At 65.7% G+C, this 19,711-nt stretch carries 18 protein-coding genes; 6 read left to right on the plus strand and 12 right to left on the minus strand.

Annotated features, from left to right (window positions below):
* Positions 1-14 precede the first annotated feature (14 nt).
* Both D4766_RS07255 and D4766_RS07260 read left to right on the plus strand, forming a co-directional pair.
* A complete protein-coding gene (locus D4766_RS07255; RefSeq protein ID WP_120716851.1) occupies positions 15-1,787 on the plus strand; it encodes an acyl-CoA dehydrogenase family protein in 1,773 nt (590 codons plus the stop codon).
* Positions 1,784-2,632: a DUF815 domain-containing protein gene (locus D4766_RS07260; protein ID WP_120716852.1), complete on the plus strand. Its 849-nt coding sequence runs from the start codon at positions 1,784-1,786 to the stop codon at positions 2,630-2,632. Before D4766_RS07255 ends, D4766_RS07260 begins: the two co-directional genes overlap by 4 nt.
* 7 nt (positions 2,633-2,639) lie before the next feature.
* Here D4766_RS07260 and D4766_RS07265 read toward each other — a convergent pair whose 3' ends face one another.
* Positions 2,640-4,106 carry a PQQ-dependent sugar dehydrogenase gene (locus D4766_RS07265; protein WP_120716853.1) on the minus strand — a complete coding sequence of 489 codons (1,467 nt, stop codon included), beginning with the start codon at positions 4,104-4,106 and terminating at the stop codon, positions 2,640-2,642.
* Positions 4,107-4,169: 63 nt separating this feature from the next.
* On the opposite strand from D4766_RS07265, the gene msrC reads away from it, so the two are divergent.
* Together msrC and D4766_RS07275 are read left to right on the plus strand one after the other, a co-directional pair.
* Entirely contained in the window at positions 4,170-4,652 is a 483-nt protein-coding gene (gene msrC / locus D4766_RS07270; RefSeq protein ID WP_120716854.1) for a free L-methionine (R)-S-oxide reductase MsrC, read from the plus strand.
* A gap of 150 nt (positions 4,653-4,802) precedes the next feature.
* The gene (locus D4766_RS07275) at positions 4,803-5,708 is read left to right on the plus strand and encodes a glycine zipper 2TM domain-containing protein (protein WP_194955748.1); all 906 of its coding nucleotides are present in this window, start codon (positions 4,803-4,805) and stop codon (positions 5,706-5,708) included.
* Positions 5,709-5,715: 7 nt separating this feature from the next.
* Here D4766_RS07275 and D4766_RS07280 read toward each other — a convergent pair whose 3' ends face one another.
* The 10 genes from D4766_RS07280 to D4766_RS07325 all read right to left on the minus strand — a co-directional run bounded on the left by D4766_RS07280 (position 5,716) and on the right by D4766_RS07325 (position 16,130).
* Positions 5,716-8,202, minus strand: a complete 2,487-nt coding sequence (locus D4766_RS07280) for a fimbria/pilus outer membrane usher protein (RefSeq protein WP_120716856.1) — start codon at positions 8,200-8,202, stop codon at positions 5,716-5,718.
* Positions 8,174-8,935 carry a fimbrial biogenesis chaperone gene (locus tag D4766_RS07285; RefSeq protein WP_162935698.1) on the minus strand — a complete coding sequence of 254 codons (762 nt, stop codon included), beginning with the start codon at positions 8,933-8,935 and terminating at the stop codon, positions 8,174-8,176. Before D4766_RS07285 ends, D4766_RS07280 begins: the two co-directional genes overlap by 29 nt.
* A 16-nt stretch (positions 8,936-8,951) precedes the next feature.
* Entirely contained in the window at positions 8,952-9,443 is a 492-nt protein-coding gene (locus tag D4766_RS07290) for a Csu type fimbrial protein (RefSeq protein ID WP_120716858.1), read from the minus strand.
* Between the two features lie 221 nt (positions 9,444-9,664).
* On the minus strand, positions 9,665-10,192 hold the full coding sequence (locus tag D4766_RS07295; protein WP_120716859.1) for a Csu type fimbrial protein: 528 nt from the start codon (positions 10,190-10,192) through the stop codon (positions 9,665-9,667).
* Between the two features lie 69 nt (positions 10,193-10,261).
* Positions 10,262-11,257: a ParB/RepB/Spo0J family partition protein gene (locus D4766_RS07300; protein WP_120716860.1), complete on the minus strand. Its 996-nt coding sequence runs from the start codon at positions 11,255-11,257 to the stop codon at positions 10,262-10,264.
* Complete coding sequence (locus tag D4766_RS07305) at positions 11,254-12,030, minus strand: ParA family protein (protein ID WP_120716861.1); 777 nt, start codon at positions 12,028-12,030, stop codon at positions 11,254-11,256. The genes D4766_RS07300 and D4766_RS07305 overlap by 4 nt, the downstream gene beginning before the upstream one ends.
* Positions 12,027-12,659, minus strand: a complete 633-nt coding sequence (gene rsmG, locus D4766_RS07310) for a 16S rRNA (guanine(527)-N(7))-methyltransferase RsmG (protein WP_120716862.1) — start codon at positions 12,657-12,659, stop codon at positions 12,027-12,029. Before rsmG ends, D4766_RS07305 begins: the two co-directional genes overlap by 4 nt.
* Entirely contained in the window at positions 12,656-14,506 is a 1,851-nt protein-coding gene (gene mnmG / locus D4766_RS07315; protein ID WP_120716863.1) for a tRNA uridine-5-carboxymethylaminomethyl(34) synthesis enzyme MnmG, read from the minus strand. Before mnmG ends, rsmG begins: the two co-directional genes overlap by 4 nt.
* Before the next feature lie 69 nt (positions 14,507-14,575).
* Positions 14,576-15,847 carry a tRNA uridine-5-carboxymethylaminomethyl(34) synthesis GTPase MnmE gene (gene mnmE / locus D4766_RS07320; protein ID WP_120716864.1) on the minus strand — a complete coding sequence of 424 codons (1,272 nt, stop codon included), beginning with the start codon at positions 15,845-15,847 and terminating at the stop codon, positions 14,576-14,578.
* A gap of 22 nt (positions 15,848-15,869) precedes the next feature.
* A complete protein-coding gene (locus D4766_RS07325; protein WP_120718119.1) occupies positions 15,870-16,130 on the minus strand; it encodes a DUF6489 family protein in 261 nt (86 codons plus the stop codon).
* Between the two features lie 94 nt (positions 16,131-16,224).
* Between D4766_RS07325 and D4766_RS07330 the strand changes: the two genes are divergently transcribed.
* Together D4766_RS07330 and D4766_RS07335 are read left to right on the plus strand one after the other, a co-directional pair.
* Entirely contained in the window at positions 16,225-16,926 is a 702-nt protein-coding gene (locus D4766_RS07330) for a dienelactone hydrolase family protein (RefSeq protein ID WP_120716865.1), read from the plus strand.
* Between the two features lie 80 nt (positions 16,927-17,006).
* Positions 17,007-18,533, plus strand: coding sequence for an FMN-binding glutamate synthase family protein (locus D4766_RS07335; protein WP_234024934.1), 1,527 nt, complete (start codon positions 17,007-17,009; stop codon positions 18,531-18,533).
* On the opposite strand, the gene D4766_RS07340 is transcribed toward D4766_RS07335, so the two are convergent.
* Entirely contained in the window at positions 18,530-19,660 is a 1,131-nt protein-coding gene (locus tag D4766_RS07340) for an aspartyl/asparaginyl beta-hydroxylase domain-containing protein (protein WP_120716867.1), read from the minus strand. The two genes, D4766_RS07335 and D4766_RS07340, sit on opposite strands and share 4 nt — an antisense overlap.
* Between the last annotated feature and the right edge of the window lie 51 nt (positions 19,661-19,711).

Genomic DNA, 19,711 nt, shown 5'->3' on the forward strand with positions numbered 1-19,711 from the left:
ACGCGCTATAAGCGATGGACAACTCCGGCAAGTCGCCCGAGAAGGAGAATGCCCCCGTGTACCGTCCCGCCACCGCCGACCAGTTGCTTGCCCTGTCGGTCAACGCCGGCATCGGCGAACTCGCGCAAAGCGAACGGTTCGCCGCCTCCGAACCCGATATGGTCGAAGCGATCGTCGAAGGCATCGGCGCGTTCGCAGCGGGCGAATGGGCACCGCTCAACCGGATCGGCGACACCGAAGGCGCCAAGCTGGAGAACGGCGTCGTCCGCCTGCCCGACGGGTTCGCCGACGCATACGCGCACTACGTCGAGCAGGGCTGGAACGCGATCGCCGGGCCGGCGGATTTCGGTGGTCAGGGTTTGCCCTTCGCGCTGGGATGCAACGTGCTCGAGAACCTCGGCACCGCGAACTACGCGTTCAACCTGTTACCGATGCTCACGACAGGCGCGATCGATGCACTCGAGCAGCATGGTTCGGCCGACCAGAAGGCAACATATCTGCCCAAGATGATCAGCGGCGAATGGTCCGGTACGATGAACCTTACCGAACCGCAGGCCGGCAGCGATCTCGGAGCCCTGCGCGCGACGGCCACCCCGGTTATCGATGGCGAGCACGCCGGCAAGTACCGGATCGCTGGCACCAAGATCTTCATCACCTGGGGCGATCACGAACTCGCCGAAAACATCATCCACCTCGTGCTCGCCCGCCTGCCCGATGCGCCCGAGGGCAGCCGCGGCATCTCGCTGTTCGTGGTGCCCAAGTACCATGTGAAATCCGACGGCAGCCTGGGCCCGCGCAACGACCTTCGCGCGGTCAGCCTAGAGCACAAGCTCGGCATCAACGCGTCACCCACCTGCATCATGTCCTACGGCGACAACAACGAATGCATCGGCGAAATCGTCGGGGCGGAACACCGCGGGCTGATGGCGATGTTCACGATGATGAACAACGCGCGGATCAATGTCGGTAACCAGGGCGTGCAGATCGCCGAACGCGCGACGCAGGCGGCGATGGCCTACGCCCGCGACCGCGTGCAGAGCGCGCGCGCCGGTGCCGCCGACCGCGCAGCCATCGCGATCGCCGACCATCCCGACGTGCGGCGGATGCTGCTGCGGATGAAGGCGCTGACGGAAGCTACGCGCGCCCTGCTGTATTACACGGCGGGTCAGGTCGACCGGGGCACGCTGGGCGATGCCTCCGCCGCGGCGCGCGGCGAATGCCTGGTGCCGATGCTGAAGGCCTGGGGCACCGACATAGGGGTCGAAGTCGCGAGCCTCGGCGTGCAGGTCCACGGGGGCATGGGCTATGTCGAGGAAACCGGTGCCGCCCAGCACTACCGCGATGCGCGGATCGCCCCGATCTACGAAGGCACCAACGGCATTCAGGCGGCCGATCTCGTCACCCGCAAACTGGGGCTCGAAGGCGGCGAGGCGCTGGATCGCCTGCTCGGCGACGTCGAGCGCGAAACGGATGGCGCGCTGCGCGATCTGGCCGCCGAATGCCGCGCGACGGCGCAATGGATGCGCGGCGAGGCTTCGCTCGACGACCGGCTGGCGGGATCGGTGCCGTTCACCACGATGTGCGCGGTCGCAGTCGCGGGTTGGCAGTTGCAGCGACAGGCACGCGCGGTCGAAGCCGGCGAAGTCCCCGCGCTCGCCACGACCAAGCCGGTCACCGCGCGCTATTTCGCCGAGCAGATCGTACCCGAGGCTCTGGGTCTCGTCGCATCGGCCCGGGGCGGGTCGGGCCTACTGTACGAACTCACGGCCGAGCAGCTCGCCGGATGAGCGATAGGGCCGCGCAGTCCGAGGCGTTCGAGCGACTTGGCGAACGCATCGCCGCAGCGCTCGAACGGATCGCGCCGCCGTCAGCGCCGCCTGTCGACTGGACCGCTGCCCCCGCCTACGTGTGGGACGGTGCAGCAGCGCGTCCAGTGCCCGCCATCGAAGCGCCTGCGCTCGACCAACTGCGCGGCATCGACCGGCAGAAGGACACCGTCGTCGGCAACGTCGCCCGGCTTGCCGCCGGCCATGCGGCGCATGACATGTTGCTGTGGGGCGCGCGCGGAATGGGGAAGAGCGCGCTCGTCCGGGCTGCGTCACGTGCGGCGGCGGCGGATAGCGGTGGCGACCTGGCGCTGGTGCAGGTCGCACCGCATGCGCTCGCGAGCCTGCCCACGCTCTTCTCCGCGCTGGAAGGTGTATCCCGCAACTTCCTTGTCTACCTCGACGACCTCGGTTTTGCCGACGGGGACAGCGCCGGCCCCCGCCAGCTTCGGTCTTGGCTGGAAGGCGGTGTAGAGGCGCGACCAGTCAACGTGCGTCTGGCCGTCACCAGCAACCTACGGTCGCTCGTCCCGAAGCGCTTGTCGGACCAGGATGATCCGGTGAACCCGCGCGACGCACTGGACGACCTGCAGGCGCTGTCCGACCGCTTTGGGCTATCGGTCGGCTTTCACGCCGCATCGCAGGACGATTACCTGGCCATCGTCGCCGCCTACGCCGATTCGCTCGGGCTTGCGTGGGACGCAAGCGAAGCGCTCGAATGGTCGCGGCGACGCGGCGCGCGGTCGGGGCGCACGGCGTGGCAGTTCGTCACCGAGCTCGCCGGCCGCGCCGGCCGCGCGTTCTAGAAAGCCCTCAGTCCTCGTTGGTGACGCGGGCGTAATCCTCCGCCCCGAAGGTCGCTTCCTGCCCGCGCAGTTCGCGCTTCGGCGGCAGCCGGGCGCCGGTGACGCGCTCGATCGCCGGGGAAGGGGCCGCGCCTGGAGCGGTGACGCGCCACACGATGCCCGCGGTATCGTCGGTGACGAGCAGCGAGCCGTCGTTGGCGAATGCGACCCAGGTCGGGCGGCCCTTCGTGGTCTCGCCGTCCTTCGACAAGAAGCCGGTAAGGACCGGGATCGGTTCGCCCGTCGGATTGCCGCGCGCATCGAACGGCACGTAGATCACGTCGTAGCCCGACTTGGGCTCCCGGTTCCATGACCCGTGGCGCGCAATCACCGCGCCGCTCGCGAACCGGTCGCCCAGCGTGGATCCGTTGCCCGTGAAGGCAAGGCCGAGCGCGGCGACATGCGGCCCGAGAGCGTAGCGCGGCAGGCGGATGTATTCGGGATTGAACCAGCCCGGTGTCGGCGCATCGACGCGGTCGTCGAAGTTGTCGCGCCACCAGACCCACGGCCAGCCATACTGCGCGCCGATCGGCACATTGGTCAGGTAATCGGGAACCAGGTCGCTGCCGAGCATGTCGCGCTCGTTGACCGTAGTCCACAATTCCCCGCTCCAGGGGCTGATCGCAAGGCCGTTGGGATTGCGCAGGCCGCCCGCGAACTGGCGCTGGCGGTTGGTTTCGAGGTTGTAGTCCCAGATCGCCGCGCGGCCTTCCTCCACGTCCATGCCCTGTTCGCCGACGTTGGACGCCGATCCGACCGCGACATAGATGTGGGTCCCGTCGGGCGAGAGGAGGATGTTGCGCATCCAATGGTTGCCCGCTGCGGGCAGGTCCATCAGCTTGCGGGGTGTGCCGGTCAGCGCGGTGGCGCCTTCCTTATACGGGAAAGCCAGCAGCGCATCGTGGTTGGCGACGTAGAGCGTGCCGTCCTTCCACGCCATGCCCGAGGGCGAGGACAGCGCCGCGTTGGTCAGCGTCGCGACCCGCTCGGCCTTTCCGTCGCCGTTGGCGTCGCGCAGAACGGCGATCGCATTCGCGGACGGTGCGGCAGCACCGGCTTTCTCGAACAGCCAGCCCATCACGAGCCCGGTGATGCCGCCCGGGCCCCGGCCCGCAGGGCCGTTGGTCAGCGCGACGAGAACGTCTCCGTTCGGCATGACGTGCATCGTGCGCGGATGGTCGAGCCCGTCGGCAAAGCGCGTGACCGCGAGGCCCTGCGCGGCGACGGGGACTTCGTTGGCCTTCCAACCCACCGGTTCGGCGATACCGACCGTGGGAATGGTCTCGTAGCGCGGCCGCAGCAGCGTCGGGTCGGTCCCGGTCAGGGTGCCGATCGGCTGTTTGGCTTCGTCGGGCTGGAGGAGATAGGTGACCACGCCGACGAGCAGGAGGATCGCCACGAGGACACCGACGAGGATCTTGCGGCCGGTGGTCATGTCCCAAGCATTAGGCGCGTGCGGCGCTTGCGGCAACGGCGCGGTGCGCTAGGGCGGGCCGCGATGTACGACTTCCGCCCCGACGCCGAACTGGCGAAGCCCGAGCTGTACCGCCAGCTGCACGATGCCGCCGCCGCTTTGACCGATGGCGAACCGGATGGGATCGCCAACATGGCCAACGTTGCGGCCCTAATGTGGGAGTATGTGCCCGGTCTCAACTGGGCGGGGTTCTACCGGATGGTAGACGGCGGGCTCGTGCTCGGTCCGTTCGCAGGTCGGCCCGCGTGCATTCGCATTCCTTTCGGGAGCGGGGTCTGCGGAGCGGCTGCGGCGAGCGGCGAAACCCAGCTTGTCGAGGACGTCCACGCCTTCCCCGGACACATCGCCTGCGACGCGGCAAGCCGCAGCGAACTCGTCGTGCCGGTGATCCGCGACGGGGATGTAATTGCGGTGATCGATCTCGACAGCCCCCACCTCGCGCGCTTCGATGGCGAAGATGCAGCAGGGATCGAGGCGTTGGCTGCGATGCTGGCGACCCGCATCTAGTTCCCGAAGCGACGCGGAACGACCCGTTTCGGGACAGCGCCGCGCTCCCTTCTTGGGCGGGCGCGGGCGGCGATGCTAAATTTTCCTTTAACGCGCGGCGACTCGGGTCAGATACTCGTCGGTCGGCGGGCACAGAACAGGGAAATCTGCATGACCGCTACTCGCCTTCGCCCCGCTCGACTTGTCCCTGCCGCGATCGCGTCCGCCGGCCTTATCTTATCGGCGCCCGCCTTCGCGCAGAACGGCCCGGATCCGGCGGTGCCCTATCAGTATGCGGTTCCGGCTGGCGCGGTCGTTGCCGGCGCGCCCGTCATGCAGCCCGCCGGGCAGGCGACAATGGAGTGGTACGACGCGGGCGCGGCGCTGCCGCTTCCGCCCCCCCCGCCGCCGGCCGTACCCTACCCTTCTCCCTATCCGCACGCGGGCGTTCCCGGCCCCGGTTCATATCCCGCGCCTTACCCTGCCGCTGCCGGGCCGCGGTTCGATCGCTCGGCATGGCTCGACGACTGCCAGGCGCGCACCCGCGGCCTCAGCAAGCGCGAGGAACGCGCAAGCGTGATCACGGGCCTGCTCGGCGCCGTGGCCGGGGGCGTGATCGGCAACCGGGCTTACGACAGCGAACGTCTCGCGGGGACCCTGATCGGTGCGGGCGTCGGCGGACTCGCCGGCCTTGCCATCGGCGCCGCGATCGGGGCGGCCGGCAAGATCAAGCGCAGCGACGAATGCTCGTGGTATCTCGACCGCTACATGGGCGGCGGCTTCGGCGCACACGGATATGCCTACAGTGCAGGATACCCGGGCTACGGCGCGGCCGGCGGTTACGGGTACGGATACAATTACGGCTATGAATACGGATACGGCGGCGTCGCTTACGTACCCGTTCTCGTGGCGGTGCCCCAGCAGCAGGTCGTGCGCGAAACCGTGACCGAGGAATGGGTCGACGTGCCGGTCCGCGCCCGCACGATCCAGCGCACACGGACGAAGGCGGTCCACCACCCGGCGCCGGTCCGCCATACGAAAACGGTTTCCGACAAGCGCATCCGTTACAGCAAGTAGGGCGCGATCAATTCCGCGCGGCGATGGCAGGCGCCCTACGCCGGTCGCCGCGCGAGCGATCCTTTGCGCGCGATCCCTCGACCGCTGTATAGGACGCATCACCCTCCGCCGCGATCGCTCGCGGCGTGCAGACGAGTGGCGCAGCGTCGTCCTTCTCGAGGTCGATACCGGCCAGTTCGACGACGCAGGCCGAACCCGGCCGGCCGACGATCAGCCGCTTCTCGCGCGCGCCGGCGTTGAGCTCGACCATGCCGTCGAATCCCGTCAGGCCCAGATCGCCCGAGGGCTGCGCGCGCACCGGCAGGCCCGCCGGAAGGGCGTTGCCGGTCGGATCCACCAGCGCGCGGAGCACGGGCACGAACCGCACGGCATCGATCTGCACCAGCGCGACCGAGCGCCGGGCAACCCGGATGATCTTTTCCGTCGAGCGGACCAGCGCGTCGACGGGCAGCTTGTCGGCATCCACGTCGATCCGCACCCCGGCCTGGGCCGCGACATTCTGGATGAGCAGCCGCCCGTTCTTGTCGGTGTAGCCGACCAGCCTGTTCTCGTACGTGATCGGCACGCCGCCCACCTCACCGGTCCGCACAAGTGCAAGGCTCGATCCCGCGGTATTGCGCGCGAATACCCCGCCACCGGCCACGATCAGCGATCCGCGCATGTTCGCGCGCGCGGCGATCTGGCCGTTCACTTCCTCGGCCTGCCCCACCAGCCGGAAACCGCGTTGCCGCCACGAGAGTTCGCCGCCCAGGCGGTGCGTGTTCTCGGACAGGCTGGCGGTGGCCCGGTAGCCAAAGTCTCCTTCGCGCAGGTCGTCCTTCTGGAAGGTCGCGCCCCCGCTCGTGCGCCCGCCGTTGTGCGTTACGAATGCCGCCGCGTGGCGCTCCGGCCCGATGTTGAACGACAGGCCGATCGATGCGGCGAAGTCGCGTTCGCCCGAGCCCCAGCGATATCCCGCCGAGGTATACATCCGCAGACGATTGCTGACCTGGGTCTCGAAATTCGCGCGAGCGGAGTTGGTCTGACGCGGTCGGCTAAGACGAAAGCGGTCGGCGCGACTTTCTTCACGAACGAAGGAAAGTTGCGCCTGCGCCTGTGCACCCAGCCGGTAGGAGGCGTTGGCGAAGTAACGCCGGTTGAGCACCGGGTCGCCAAGCTTCGTCGCTACGTCGCGATAGCCGGCGGACGGCACGACGGCACCGGCCGCCAGCGCGAGGCGGGGCCCGACCGATTCGACAGTCGCGGACAGCAAAGTGCCGCTCGTAGCTCCCCCGTCACGGCTGTACCGAGCCTCGACCATGGCCTTGGCGAAACCGCCGACGACGAAATCGGCGCGCACGCCTGCATTGAGCAGGCCGGCGGTCCACTCCCCGCTTCCCTCCACGGTCAGGACGGACGAAATCCCCCGCCTGACATATGCGGAGGCGGCGAGTTGTCCGTAGTCGTTGCTGCGTTCGCCATACCGTCGCCGGACGAAACCCGCATTGACTGCGTATCCGGTCGTCGTCGGGGCCAGGAGATCGCGCGAGTTGTAGAACCGCGCGGTCTGGATCGTCTCGCGCCCCAAAGTGTCGCGCAGCACAACCGACAGCTCGCCCCGTCCCGGTGCGACCGGAATGTTGCGAACCGTGAATTCACCGGGTTCGATCTTGCCGACTTCGTAGCGCCGGTCTGCACCCACGATGTCGAGGGTCGTCGGTACCGCGACCTGGCCGCTGAAGGCCGGCAGCGGAATGGTGACGAGATCGGGTCGCAGGTCGAAATCGCTGGCGATCTGCAGGCCGCCCATTCGCACCGCGCGTTGCGATTGCGACCCGGCGCTCACGAAATCGCCCGCAGTTGCGATGATCCCCTTTTGTTCTCCAGCCCAACGGATCGCGCTGTCGAGCCGGAGGATCGCGTCCGACCTCGGCCCGGGGGATGTGGTCGCGCGCAAGCTGGTGAACGCAGCGAGATTGCCGCGGACGAGTGTTGCCTCGGCAAAGCCGCCGAGCACGCTGTCGCCTGGCGACCAGGCGGCGTTGAGGTCGTAATCGATGCGCAGGGCGAGGAGCGGCGAACTCTGTCCTTCGCGGCGCTCCTGTGCGGTCAGGTCGCGGAAGTTGCCGCCGTCGCTCTTGCGGAACAGCGCGACGGAAAGTGTCTGGCGCAACTTGTCGAAGCGCCACTCGTACACCTTGAGGTCCGACAACTTGACCGGACCCTGCACCCCCTGCGGGACGGGAAGGCCGGCGGCCCGCGCGTCACCGGCGTCGATCGCGATATCGTCTCCGGTTCCACTGAGCGAGACCATGCGCGCGCGAGCACGCCCGTCGACCACGATCTCGGAAAGACCGGGCGCGGCTTCGCTCAGCGCGACGCTCTGGACCGTCAGGTCCTTGGGAAGGGCGAAAGGATCGTCCTGCGCGCGGGCCGGGGGCCCGAGGAAAGCGGCGCCGGTGGCCGCGATCAGCGCAAGGAGATGCCTAGCTGCACACGGACGTGGGCTGGACATCGACCGTCTGGTTGTCGATCATCGCGGTGACGCGCACCGCCCCTTTCGAACAACCACTTTCGATTGGCCAGGCGATCGTCGAGTTGCCCTGCACGTAGCGGAGCACGTTGCTGCCCACTTGGACCGGTTGCCCTCCCGCGGTCACCGTCAGGTTGGCGATGCGCGCCGTGCGGCCGCCGGTATTGGCGAGCACGAGGCGATCGTCCTGCACCCGCCAGGCAAGCTGCTCGGGGGTGGCCGTGTCCCGATCGAGGAACACCGGCAGAGTGAAGCGAATCCGCGCTTCGGCCTGGCCGTCGCGCGCTAGGGTCGGGTCGGGCAACTGGTCGACAGCCAGCCTGAACCGTTTTTCGCCGGGCGAGCCCGCACCCTTGCGCAGGACGCGAACGATCTGGGTTTCACCCGGCGGGATCATCGAAATGGACGGAGAAATGGTGAGTTCACTGCTCGGCGCGTACTTGTCCTCGCCATCCGCCTGCGACCAGGCGAAGAGGCGGGACTGCACCGCTAGCTCGCGCACCGATTCGTTGGTGAGATAGACCGTGGCCCCGTTGGCGCCACGGTCGAATTCGATGCGGAGCGGCGTGATGCTCAGCGCCGCACCGGTCGGCGACACCGGCGCGTTTACGCCAATGTCGCTGGCGCCGGCCGTCAGAGCCGCCGGTGCGAGGAAGAACGATCCGCCCGCCGCGGAGAGCGCGAGCTTGCACAGGGTGTTGGCGCGGCGGATCATTCTTCTCTCCATCAGGTCAGTAGTTGAGGGTGACGACCACTTGGTCCTTGTACCCCCCGGCCGGCTTCGACGCCTGCGCGGGTACGGTGCCCCACAGGGTCATCGGCTGGTCGGCACCGGTCCCGACGCCCGAGACGCCGGTGGTCGGGGTCCATTCGGTGGTGCGGGCGGTCGTGGTGTAGACGTTGTAGTTGATGAGGTGCGTCGCGCTCGAGGCATCGACGAACTTCAGCTTCCGCTGCGTGGTCGACCCGGCGTTCTGGCCGTAGTCGACGAACACCGTGTACGGCGCGTTGAGCGTGCAGTTGACGAGCGTCGGCGAACTGCCGTTGGTGGCAGCGGTGAAATCGCTGATCGCAGGGAACGCGAGGGCTTCGGCCTTCACGCTGCAGGAATTGGTGACCTGTAGGAGGACGTCGACGGTGCCCGAGGCGGTCTGACCGGCGGCGAGGGCGGGCGAAGCGACAGCGGCGGTGGCCGCGGCGGCGATGATAGCAATCTTGCGCATGGTTCTTAGATCCCCAAAAAAATGCTGGCTTCCAAACTTGCCGTCATGGCCATTGCGCCAGCACTAGTTGCAGAATTGCTAATGGTTACGCGGATTTCTGCGTCGCATTACGCAGAGTTACCTAGGGTTTCATGGTTAACGATCGGTAAAAGCGCCGATGGTTTTTAACCAAGGGCTGTGGACAAAGGTTTGAGGCGCGTACCCAAGCGCATCACCTTTGCTCAGAAGTCAACGACCACCGTCACCGTATCCTGGTACGGCGCCTCGCGTACGTTCTTCAGTGAAGCTTCGCCGTAGATCGTTATCGTCTCGAGGCCGAGCACGCCCGTCAATCCGGCCAGGCGTTCGGTCGGACCCATGCCCCACGGAAGGAGGTATGCGGGGTCGCGGTATAGCCGGTAATCGGCGTACCAGACCTGGCCCTCGGCCTGCCCGCCCCACATGCGGCGGGTCGTGCCGTCCCAGTTGAGGCCGTTGTCGATGCCGACCGTATAGATCGTGCCGGGGCTGCAGCGGAACGAAACGTTCACCGAAGCACGCTTCGTTTTCTCGCGAGCCGTGGCGGTACCGAACACAAGCGGCTTGGTGATCAAGCGGCACGAGCTGAGGACGGTTGCGTAGACTTCAACGGTGTTCGTCGTGCGGTTCCCGGCTGCATGGGCGGGCGCGGTCGTCAACGCGCACAGTCCCGCCGTCGCCGCAATTGCGCAGCGCCGAATCGATACCCAAGAAAGGCGGATCACCCCCATTGGCCAGCGCCTCTAGGGGATATTGCTTACCGGCTCTTTAAGGCTGCCGCACGCCTGATTGGCGGCGCTTCAAATATCGCCCCCAGTAAGTCTCTGACAAACAAGGTCAAGTTGATCGAGCGTTCGGTAGCGGATCGTTACGGCACCCGAGCGCGGGTCTGCATCGGTCTTAATCCGCACGTTGAGTCCGAGGAACTCCTCGAGGTGGCGTTGCACGGCCGCGATGTCGGCATCTTTGACCGGATCGCGGGCCGATCGGGTTAGAGCGCGCGCGCCGCCCCTGCCCTCCTCCTTCGATTGGTCGCTATTCCTTCGCGCAAGTTTCTCGACGTCGCGGACGGATAGCGATTCGCGAACAGCGCGTTGCGCCAGTTCAGCGGCGTGCTCGTTGCCGATCAGCGCGCGGGCGTGACCCATCGAAAGAGCCCCGTCTTCCACCATGGCGAGAACTGCTTCGGGTAATTGGAGAAGGCGCTGCAGGTTCGCAACGTGGCTGCGCGACTTGTCGACGAGCTTGGCGATTTCGGCTTGGGTCATGCCCTCGCCTTCCGCCAGGCGATGGTACGCCCTGCCCTCTTCGACCGGGTTGAGATCCTCTCGTTGCAGGTTCTCGATGAGAGCCAGCGCCTTGACCTCTCGCTCGTCGAGATCGCGGACCAGGGCGGGTATTTCATGCAGCCGGGCCTTCTGCGCCGCGCGCCAGCGGCGCTCGCCGGCGACCAGCTGGTATCGCCCGCCCGCGAGCGGACGTACGATGATAGGCTGGATGACCCCGCGCTGCGCGATCGACGCTGCGAGCTCCTCGAGAGCCGCGTCGTCGAACCGTGTTCGCGGCTGGCCCGGCAATGGTTCGATCGCGGAGATTGCCAGCGACGCGAGCCCGGATGGCGCAATCGCTGAACGGGGTCCACCCTCCTCAGTTTCAGCGGCGCCGCCCTTTACAAGCGGCTCCTCGCGGCGCGTTTCGCCCAAGAGCGCACCCAGTCCCTTGCCAAGGCGCTTGCGACTGTCGTCCTTCGGCCGTTCGGGGATCGAGAAACGAATCGGATCGGTGGGTTGGCTCATGCAGCCCTCCTCTCTTCCGGCAGCCGCCCGATCAGCTCGCGTGCGAGTGCCATGTAGGCGCGACTGCCCGCGCAATTATGATCGTAGACCAGGGCCGGTAGGCCATGGCTAGGTGCTTCCGAAAGACGGACGTTTCGCGGAATGACCGATTCGAATACGAGCCCACCCAGGCAATCGCGCACATCATCGGCGACCTGATCGGTCAAGCGGTTACGTCGGTCGAACATGGTCAAGACGATTCCAATGATGCCCAATTCGGAATTGAAACGCTGTTGGACCCGCTCCACCGTCTGCAGGAGCTGACTCAGGCCTTCGAGGGCAAAGAATTCGCATTGGAGCGGCACCAACAGCGTGTCGGCTGCACCCAACGCGTTAAGCGTGAGAAGACCGAGCGACGGCGGACAGTCGATAAACGCTATGTCGTGGCCTCGATGGCCTTCCAAAGCGCTGGTCAACCTTGCAGTTCGGTCGTCGACGGATACGAGTTCGACCTCGGCGCCGGACAGATCGACCGTTGCGGGAACTAAATCGAGACCGGGGATTGAAGTAGGCTGGATGCACTCCATCAGAGATGCGCCGTCCACAAGGAGCTCGTAACTGGAGCGCTCCCGATCCGCGGTTCCGACTCCCATGCCCGTCGATGCGTTACCCTGAGGATCGAGGTCGATCAGTAAGGTTTTCCAACCCGTCGCTGCCATCGCCGTAGCGATGTTTATGGCGGTTGTGGTCTTACCCACCCCCCCTTTCTGGTTGGCGATCGCGATCGTAATCATATTGCCTTCGCCTCCAGGCCTTTACCGACGATTATCCCCGCATCGGGGTCGGTGACCGATTGTTCCACGTGGAACAACGATCTTAGTCGAGGGGGTAGTTCTGCTACTTCCTGCGCCGCGGATCGGCCTTTGGGCAACAACCATATCGTGTCGGGTGTGGAAAAGCGCGCAGCTAGGCGCACAAGTTTAGTCAGTGGCGCGAAAGCCCGCGCCGAAATCACCGAAACGGGAATTGGATCCAGTGTTTCGAGGCGAGCCCCACGGACAACGCAATTGGGCAAATTGAGAGAAGCAATCTGACCCTTCAGCCACTCAATTCGCTTTGCTCTCGACTCCACAAGGATGATCTCGGCGTCCTCCCGCGCGATGGCCATCACGAGCCCGGGAAGGCCCGCGCCGGTCCCAAGATCGATCCATGGGCCAAGGGTTTCACGTGGAACGAACCGTGCGAGTTGCAAGCTGTCCACAATGTGTCTTTGCCAAACACTATTGAGGCTTTGCGCCGATACGAGGTTCTGTTTCTTATTCTCTGTTTGTAGGGCTGTGACGAACGATGCCAGCTTGCGCTGGACGGCATCGCTATGGTGCTCGCCTACGAAGGTTAGCGCATCTTCCTCGCTAGAAATCATGCTTCCAATAGTCTCTTGGAATGCACCATAAGTGCGGCCAGCGCTGTTGGGGTAACGCCCCGGATACGACCGGCATCGGCCAACGTCGCGGGACGAGATGCACTCAGTCGCTCGACCATTTCATTCGAAAGACCTGGAATGGACTCATATGCAAGACCGTCCGGAATCTTCAGAGCTCCACTCGCTTTCAAGTCCCGAATTTCCGCGTCCTGCCGAGCGACGTATGGAGCGTAGCGCGCATCCTCGACAATTTCGTCCAGTAATTCGTGGTCACTTTGTTTCGACCCCGGAAAAACTCCCCTGAAAGACGCAGGATCCGCTTCAAGTTGCCCTAACCAAGTGCCGAGCGGCCGCGCCGACGCGCAGGGGGCAACATCTATACCGAGTTTTGCCAGCTCATTTGATGTCCGCATCCTTCGTGCAAAACTGTTCCACGTGGAACGTCGTTCTTCCCGACCTCGAAACCACCGGGCTCGCTCCTCCCCAAGACAACCCGAAGCTGCGGCAACAGGTGAAAGCCTAGTCGTCGCGTTATTGGCGCGAAGCCTCAGTCGATATTCGGCGCGGGAAGTTAGCATCCGATACGGCTCGTTGACCCCATGAAGGGTCAGATCGTCCACCATTACTGCGATGTACGAATTCGAACGGTCCATGGCAGCCGGCGCCTGGCCCTGGATCGCCGCGGCGGCAGCTTGCCCTGCGACCAGCCCCTGCGCGGCGGCCTCCTCGTAGCCCGTGGTCCCGTTGATCTGCCCTGCGCAGTACAATCCCGGAATGGCACCAACTTGAAGCGAGTGATCGAGAGCGCGGGGATCGATGTGATCGTATTCGACCGCGTACCCGGCAACCACCATCTCTACCTCTTCGAGACCCTCCAACGTTTTCAGCATAGCCAACTGGATATCCACCGGGAGCGAGGTGCTGATCCCATTCGGATAAACCAGGTGTGTGTTCAGACCTTCGGGTTCCAAGAACACCTGATGGCCGTCCCTGTCTCCGAAGCGGTGAATCTTGTCCTCGATCGAGGGACAATAACGCGGACCGGCGGCACCAATCGCGCCACTGAATAGGGGAGACCGATCGAGACCCCCACGGATGATCGCGTGAGTCTCGGCGTTGGTGCGCGTGATCGCACAGGCCAGCTGGGGATTGCCTCTCCGCTCGGTGAGCGGCGACATCGTCCATTGTTCGATGTCCGACGGTTGTTCGACCAGTCGCGCCCAATCGATCGAACGCCCATCGAGGCGGGGCGGCGTACCCGTCTTCAAACGCGCCATCGGCAGGGCGGAGTCGCGCAATTGCGCCGCCAGACGGTGCGCCGCGCCCTCACCGATCCGGCCACCGCTCAAACGTTCCTCCCCCCGGAACATCTTACCGCCCAAGAAGGTCCCCGTACAAAGAACGACGCGCGGCGCTTCGAGCCGTGTCCCATCTGCCAGATCGAGACCGGCAACCCGACCGCTTACCAGCACAAGCCCTGCCGCTTCTCCCTCGATAATGGTGAGATCGCCCTGCTTCGCCAGCAGTTGCTGAACTGCTGCCTTAAACAAGCGACGGTCCGCCTGGATGCGTGGGCCCCAGACCGCACTCCCCTTCGATCGATTGAGCATCCGGTAATGGATCGCGGCCGCATCGGCAGCGCGCGCGATGATCCCGTCGAACGCGTCGACTTCGCGAACCAGATGCCCCTTACCCAGACCGCCGATGGCCGGGTTACAGCTCATCGCACCGACCGTCTCGCGATCGAAGGTAACGAGGCCAACACGCACACCCATCCGGGCCGCGACTGCGGCGGCCTCGACACCGGCGTGGCCACCCCCAACGACAAGAACATCGAATTTCGACATGCAGGACCCGATACCGGGAACGGAATCGCCGGTCAAAGGCTGAGGGCGACGGTTGTTCCACGTGGAACATCACTTGCCGATACAAAACCGTCCAAACAGCGTGTCGAGCATGTCCTCGGTCGACGCTCTTCCGATAAGCTTGTCGAACGCCACCCGCGCCATTCGCAGGTTCTCGGCAACAAGGAGCAGATCGGTATTCGCCCGGCAATCTATCAAACTTTCGAAGGCATCGCCAAGCAGATCATGCTGGCGCTTGTTGAGGGCGGCCTCTCCCGGTCGCGGCAGAGCAAGCCGTGCCTCGTCGACCAGCCTAAGCTTCAGTTCGTCGAGACCCTGGCCGGACAGCGCCGAAACGCGAACTTTCGGACAGGACTTGCGGTCGCCTGTGGCATCGACCTTTGCATCGATCTCCCAGGCATCCCTAGGTCCCTCCCCTTCCGGGCCGAGCCAGAGGACGAGATCGCCGCGTGCGAACTGTTCTCGCGCGCGGGCAATTCCCAAGGCTTCGATCTCGTCGGGCGTTTCACCCCGCACGCCAGCGGTATCGACCAGCGTAAATGCCACGCCCGCTATGGACACCGATCGCTCCAGCACATCCCGGGTCGTTCCGGGGGTGGGGGAGATGATCGCCGCCTCGTTCTCGAGCAGGGCATTGAATAGACTGGACTTTCCGGCGTTTGGCGAGCCGCCCAGTACGACCCGAAAGCCTTCTTTCAACGCTTCCGCGCACGGACGATCCAACCAAGTTCGGATTTCACCCAACAGAGCCGAGACGGAATCGCCGAACCCTGATGGAAGCTCGCCGACATCGTCCTCGTCGTCGAAATCGAGCGCCGCCTCGACCATTGCCGACAAATGGAGCAACCGTTCCCGCCACCCCTCGACCAACCGCGACAGGGCCCCGTCTGCCATCGCAATCGCGGCGCGCCGCTGCAATTCGGTTTCGGCTGACAGCAGATCGGCAAGACCCTCCGCTTCGGACAGGTCGATCCGCCCGTTCACGAACGCCCGTCGTGTGAATTCTCCGGCCTCGGCCCTTCGCAGGCCCGGGATTGCCGCAAGCGCGGTTTCCACGGCAGCGACGACCGCTCGCCCGCCGTGTAGATGGAGCTCCGCGGTATCCTCCCCGGTTGCCGTCCCCGGCCCCGGCAGCCAGAGGACCAACGCCCGGTCCAGCACCTCCCCGTCGTCGCCCCGCAAAGTTGCCGCGGTCGCTCGCCGGGCGGCCGGCAAACGGCCCGCGAGGGTCTCGAGAGCAGCGGAAGCGCGCGGGCCGGTGACTCGCACGACTGCGATCCCCGCGGGCGGCGACCCGCTCGAAAGCGCGAAAATCGTGTCCATCGATTGGTGCGGCGAGGCGGCTTCAGTCCGGCTTGTTGGGTTTGGCTCCTGCAGAGTTCGCGGCCGCCGCACCTTCCATGAAGTTCTGGAACATCTTGAGCCCGATCTGGCCCATCGGAGCGACCTGCTGGGCGTACTCCTGAAGCTTCTCCATGCTGCCGGCGCCCTTCATGACCTTGGTTACGGCGTCGACATAGACATCGTTCACCTTGTTTACGTCGGGCAGGCCCATGAAGGTCCGCGCCTCCTCGGGGGTGCAGTCGATCTCTACGTGGACCTTCATCGCGCGTTCTCCGTTGTGCACGTGAACACATTGGCTTGCCGGGTCCGCTTGGCAAGGCCTACGATTGCAGACGAAGACCCGGGAGAAAACCTCGATGACCGCATCCGCCACTATCCAGACGCTGTCGGGCGACGACAGCTTTGCAGCCTATGTCGCCCGCCCCGAGGGCGAAGCCATGGCCGCGATCGTGGTGATCCAAGAAATCTTCGGCGTGAATGCGGGCATCCGGCGCAAGTGCGATCTCCTGGCCGAACAAGGCTACCTGGCCGTTGCGCCAGACCTGTTCTGGCGCATCGAGCCCGGCATCGAGCTCGACCCCGACATCGCGCCCGAGATGCAGCGCGGCCTCGACCTCATGGGCGAGTTCGACCAGGATGAAGGCATCCGCGACATCGAGGCGACCATTCGCTGGGCGCGAGGCGAGATCGGCGGCGGCAAGGTGGGGGCCGTGGGATACTGCCTCGGCGGCCGTCTTGCATTCATGACCGCAGCGCGGACCGACGTCGATGCCACTGTCGGTTACTATGCGGTCGGCATCCCCGATCTGCTGCGCGAGGCCCACGCGATCGCGCACCCGCTCCTGCTCCACATCCCGACCGCGGACGGCTTCGTTGACGCAGCCGCGCAGAGGGCGATGCACGAGGGGCTGGACGACCATCCCAAGGTCACGCTCTACGATTACGAAGGGCTCGATCACGGGTTCGCCACGCAGTTCGGCGAGCGGCGCGACGAGGAAGGGGCGCAGACGGCCGATGCGCGGACCGAGGCCTTCTTCGCCGAGCATCTCGCCAAGTGATCAACACGGCGCAATTGCGCTGGTCGAACGGGTTCGCGACGCGGTTCGCTCTGCCGGCCATCCTGCTGATCCTGACGGTCGTGTTCGCGATCTGGTGGCGCTGGGGCCTGATCGCCACGGTGCCGCTGCTCTTGCTGGCGGTGTGGGATTTCTTCCAGGACGAGCACACGCTGCGGCGCAACTATCCTCTGCTGGCACGGGTACGATGGCTGATGGAGGACTTGCGTCCCTACGCCCGCGCCTACGTCGTCGAATCCGACCTCGAAGGCCGCCCCTTCAATCACGACGAGCGCGCGCTGGTCTATGCCCGTGCCAAGGGCGAACTCGATTCGCATCCATTTGGTACCGAGCTCGACGTCTATTCGGCCGAATACGAGTGGCTGGCCCATTCGATCGTCCCGAACGAGACGGCGCCCGCAGAATGGCGGTGCGACGTCGGCTCCAGCCAGTGCGCGAAGCCCTATTCGGCCTCGTTGCTCAACATCAGCGCGATGAGTTTCGGTTCGCTGTCCGCCAATGCGATCATGGCGCTGAACAAGGGCGCGGCGGCCGGCAATTTCTACCACGATACGGGCGAAGGCGGTCTCTCGCGCTATCACCGGTCGCACGGCGGCGATCTCGTTTGGGAGATCGGCAGCGGCTACTTCGGATGCCGCGACGACGACGGTCGGTTCTCGCCCGAACGGTTCGCCGACACCGCGCAGATCGATCAGGTGAAAATGGTCGAGATCAAGCTCAGCCAGGGCGCGAAGCCCGGCCATGGTGGCGTCTTGCCCGCCTCGAAGGTCAGCGAGGAAATCGCCGAGGCGCGCGGCGTGCCGGTGGGCAAGGACTGCGTGTCGCCTGCCGCCCATTCGACCTTCTCCACGCCGGTGGGGCTCCTGGAATGGGCGGCGCAACTGCGCGATCTGTCGGGTGGCAAGCCGGTCGGGATCAAGCTGTGTGTCGGCCAGCCGCACGAGGTTTTCGCGATCGTGAAGGCGATGCGCGAAACCGGCATCCGCCTCGACTACATCGTCGTCGACGGGGCCGAGGGCGGAACGGGCGCCGCGCCGGTGGAGCTGTCGAACCGGGTCGGCACGCCGCTGCGCGAGGGGCTGATCCTGGTCCGCAACGCGCTTGTCGGGGCATCGCTCAAGGACGAGATACGCCTGGCAGCGGCGGGCAAGGTCCACTCGGGCGCCGGCATGGCGATGAACTTCGGGCTGGGCGCGGACTGGTGCAACGCGGGCCGCGCCTTCATGTTCTCGCTCGGCTGCGTGCAGTCGATGCGCTGCCACGAGGACACCTGCCCCACCGGGATCGCCACGCAGGACGCCACGCGCCAGCGCGGGCTGGTCGTTCCCGACAAGGCCGAGCGGGTCGCACGCTTCCAGCGGGCGACACTGCACGGCTTGCGCGAAATGGTGGTGGCGATGGGACTCGAAAGCCCGTGGCAGATCACCCCCTGCCACATCAACGAACGGCTCGACAGTGCGCGTGCCGCGCCGATCGACGATATCTACGGCTTCCTCGAAGACGGCGCTTTGATCGCCGATCCCGATGCGACCGCCTACGCGCGATGCTGGCAGTTGGCGCAGGCCGCGAGCTTCCAGCGCGCGGCCTAACCATCGTACGCGGCGATGGTCGCGAATAGCTGGGTCAGCGCCGCGCGCTCGTCCTCGGCGATTTCCGGCCGCCAAATCTCGAACAGCAGCACGGTGCGCACCCCGTCCCCGCCGTTGCGCGCCTCGTGCTCGATCGAATCGTCGAAGATCAGCGGCACGCCATCCCGCCATTCGCGTACTTCGTTGCCGACCCGCAGAACGCAAGCCGGGGCAGTCCGGATCGGAATGTGGCAGATCAGCCGCGTATTGAGCATTCCGTGATGCGGCGCGATGTGCGCGCCGGGCTGAAGACGCGACCAATGCGCGACCGGCGACCTTCCTTCGATGCGCGGCATGGGTGCATGTTCGAGCGCAGCCATCGTCGCCGGGCATCGCGCCGCGTTCTCATCGACCATCGCCCCTTGCCGCCAGAACCAGAACGCGCTCCAGGCCGGATCGTCGAGTAGCCGGTTGTTGGGCAGCGGACGGTTGGGCTGAGCGACGACGTAAGGGGCGAAGCCGCCCTTCTCCGCTTCGACCGCTTCCAGTTCCGCCTGCATGGCCGGCAGCGCGGCGAGCATCGGCTCGAGCCAGGCGAACTCTTCTGGTTCGAAGAACTGGCGCTGCGGAAGTTCGGGAAAGTAGAACACCGAAGGCTGCTGCAGGAACACCTCCCGGTTTCCTGCCAGCAGATCGAGCGCCATCGCCACCCGGGCGGTCGGCGGTTCGCCGATCGTGTCGCGCAAGTATTCGGCGTAGCGGTTCCGGCTTTCCGCGATGAAGGCGCGCGCGTGGCCAAGCGCGCCGCGCATCTGTGGCGGGCAGGCGCCGCCAGCAGCTTCCTGATTGATCGCTGCCTGATAGTTGGCGTCCGCCGCCCGCCGGTCGCCTTCGCGTTCGAGCAACTGGCCCTTCAGCAGCAACGCAGCGATGTTGCGCGGATCGAGAGCGAGTCGCCGATCGAGCGCGGCCATCGCAGCCTGATCATTGCCGGTCGCAGCTTCGGCGTTGGCCAGCAATTCCCACGGCATAGCTTCAGCAGGAACCTCGGCAGCAGCCTGCCGCAGCCCTTCGACGGCCCGCGCAAAATCGCGCGCGCGAAAAGCGTCGACGGCGGCCTCGAGCCGAGCCAGCGCGTCCATCGTCATGGCCTGCTCGCCAACGCTCGATTGCGCTGATAGCGTGGCCACTTCTTTGGC

Source organism: Tsuneonella amylolytica (genome assembly GCF_003626915.1).
Lineage (GTDB): Bacteria > Pseudomonadota > Alphaproteobacteria > Sphingomonadales > Sphingomonadaceae > Tsuneonella > Tsuneonella amylolytica.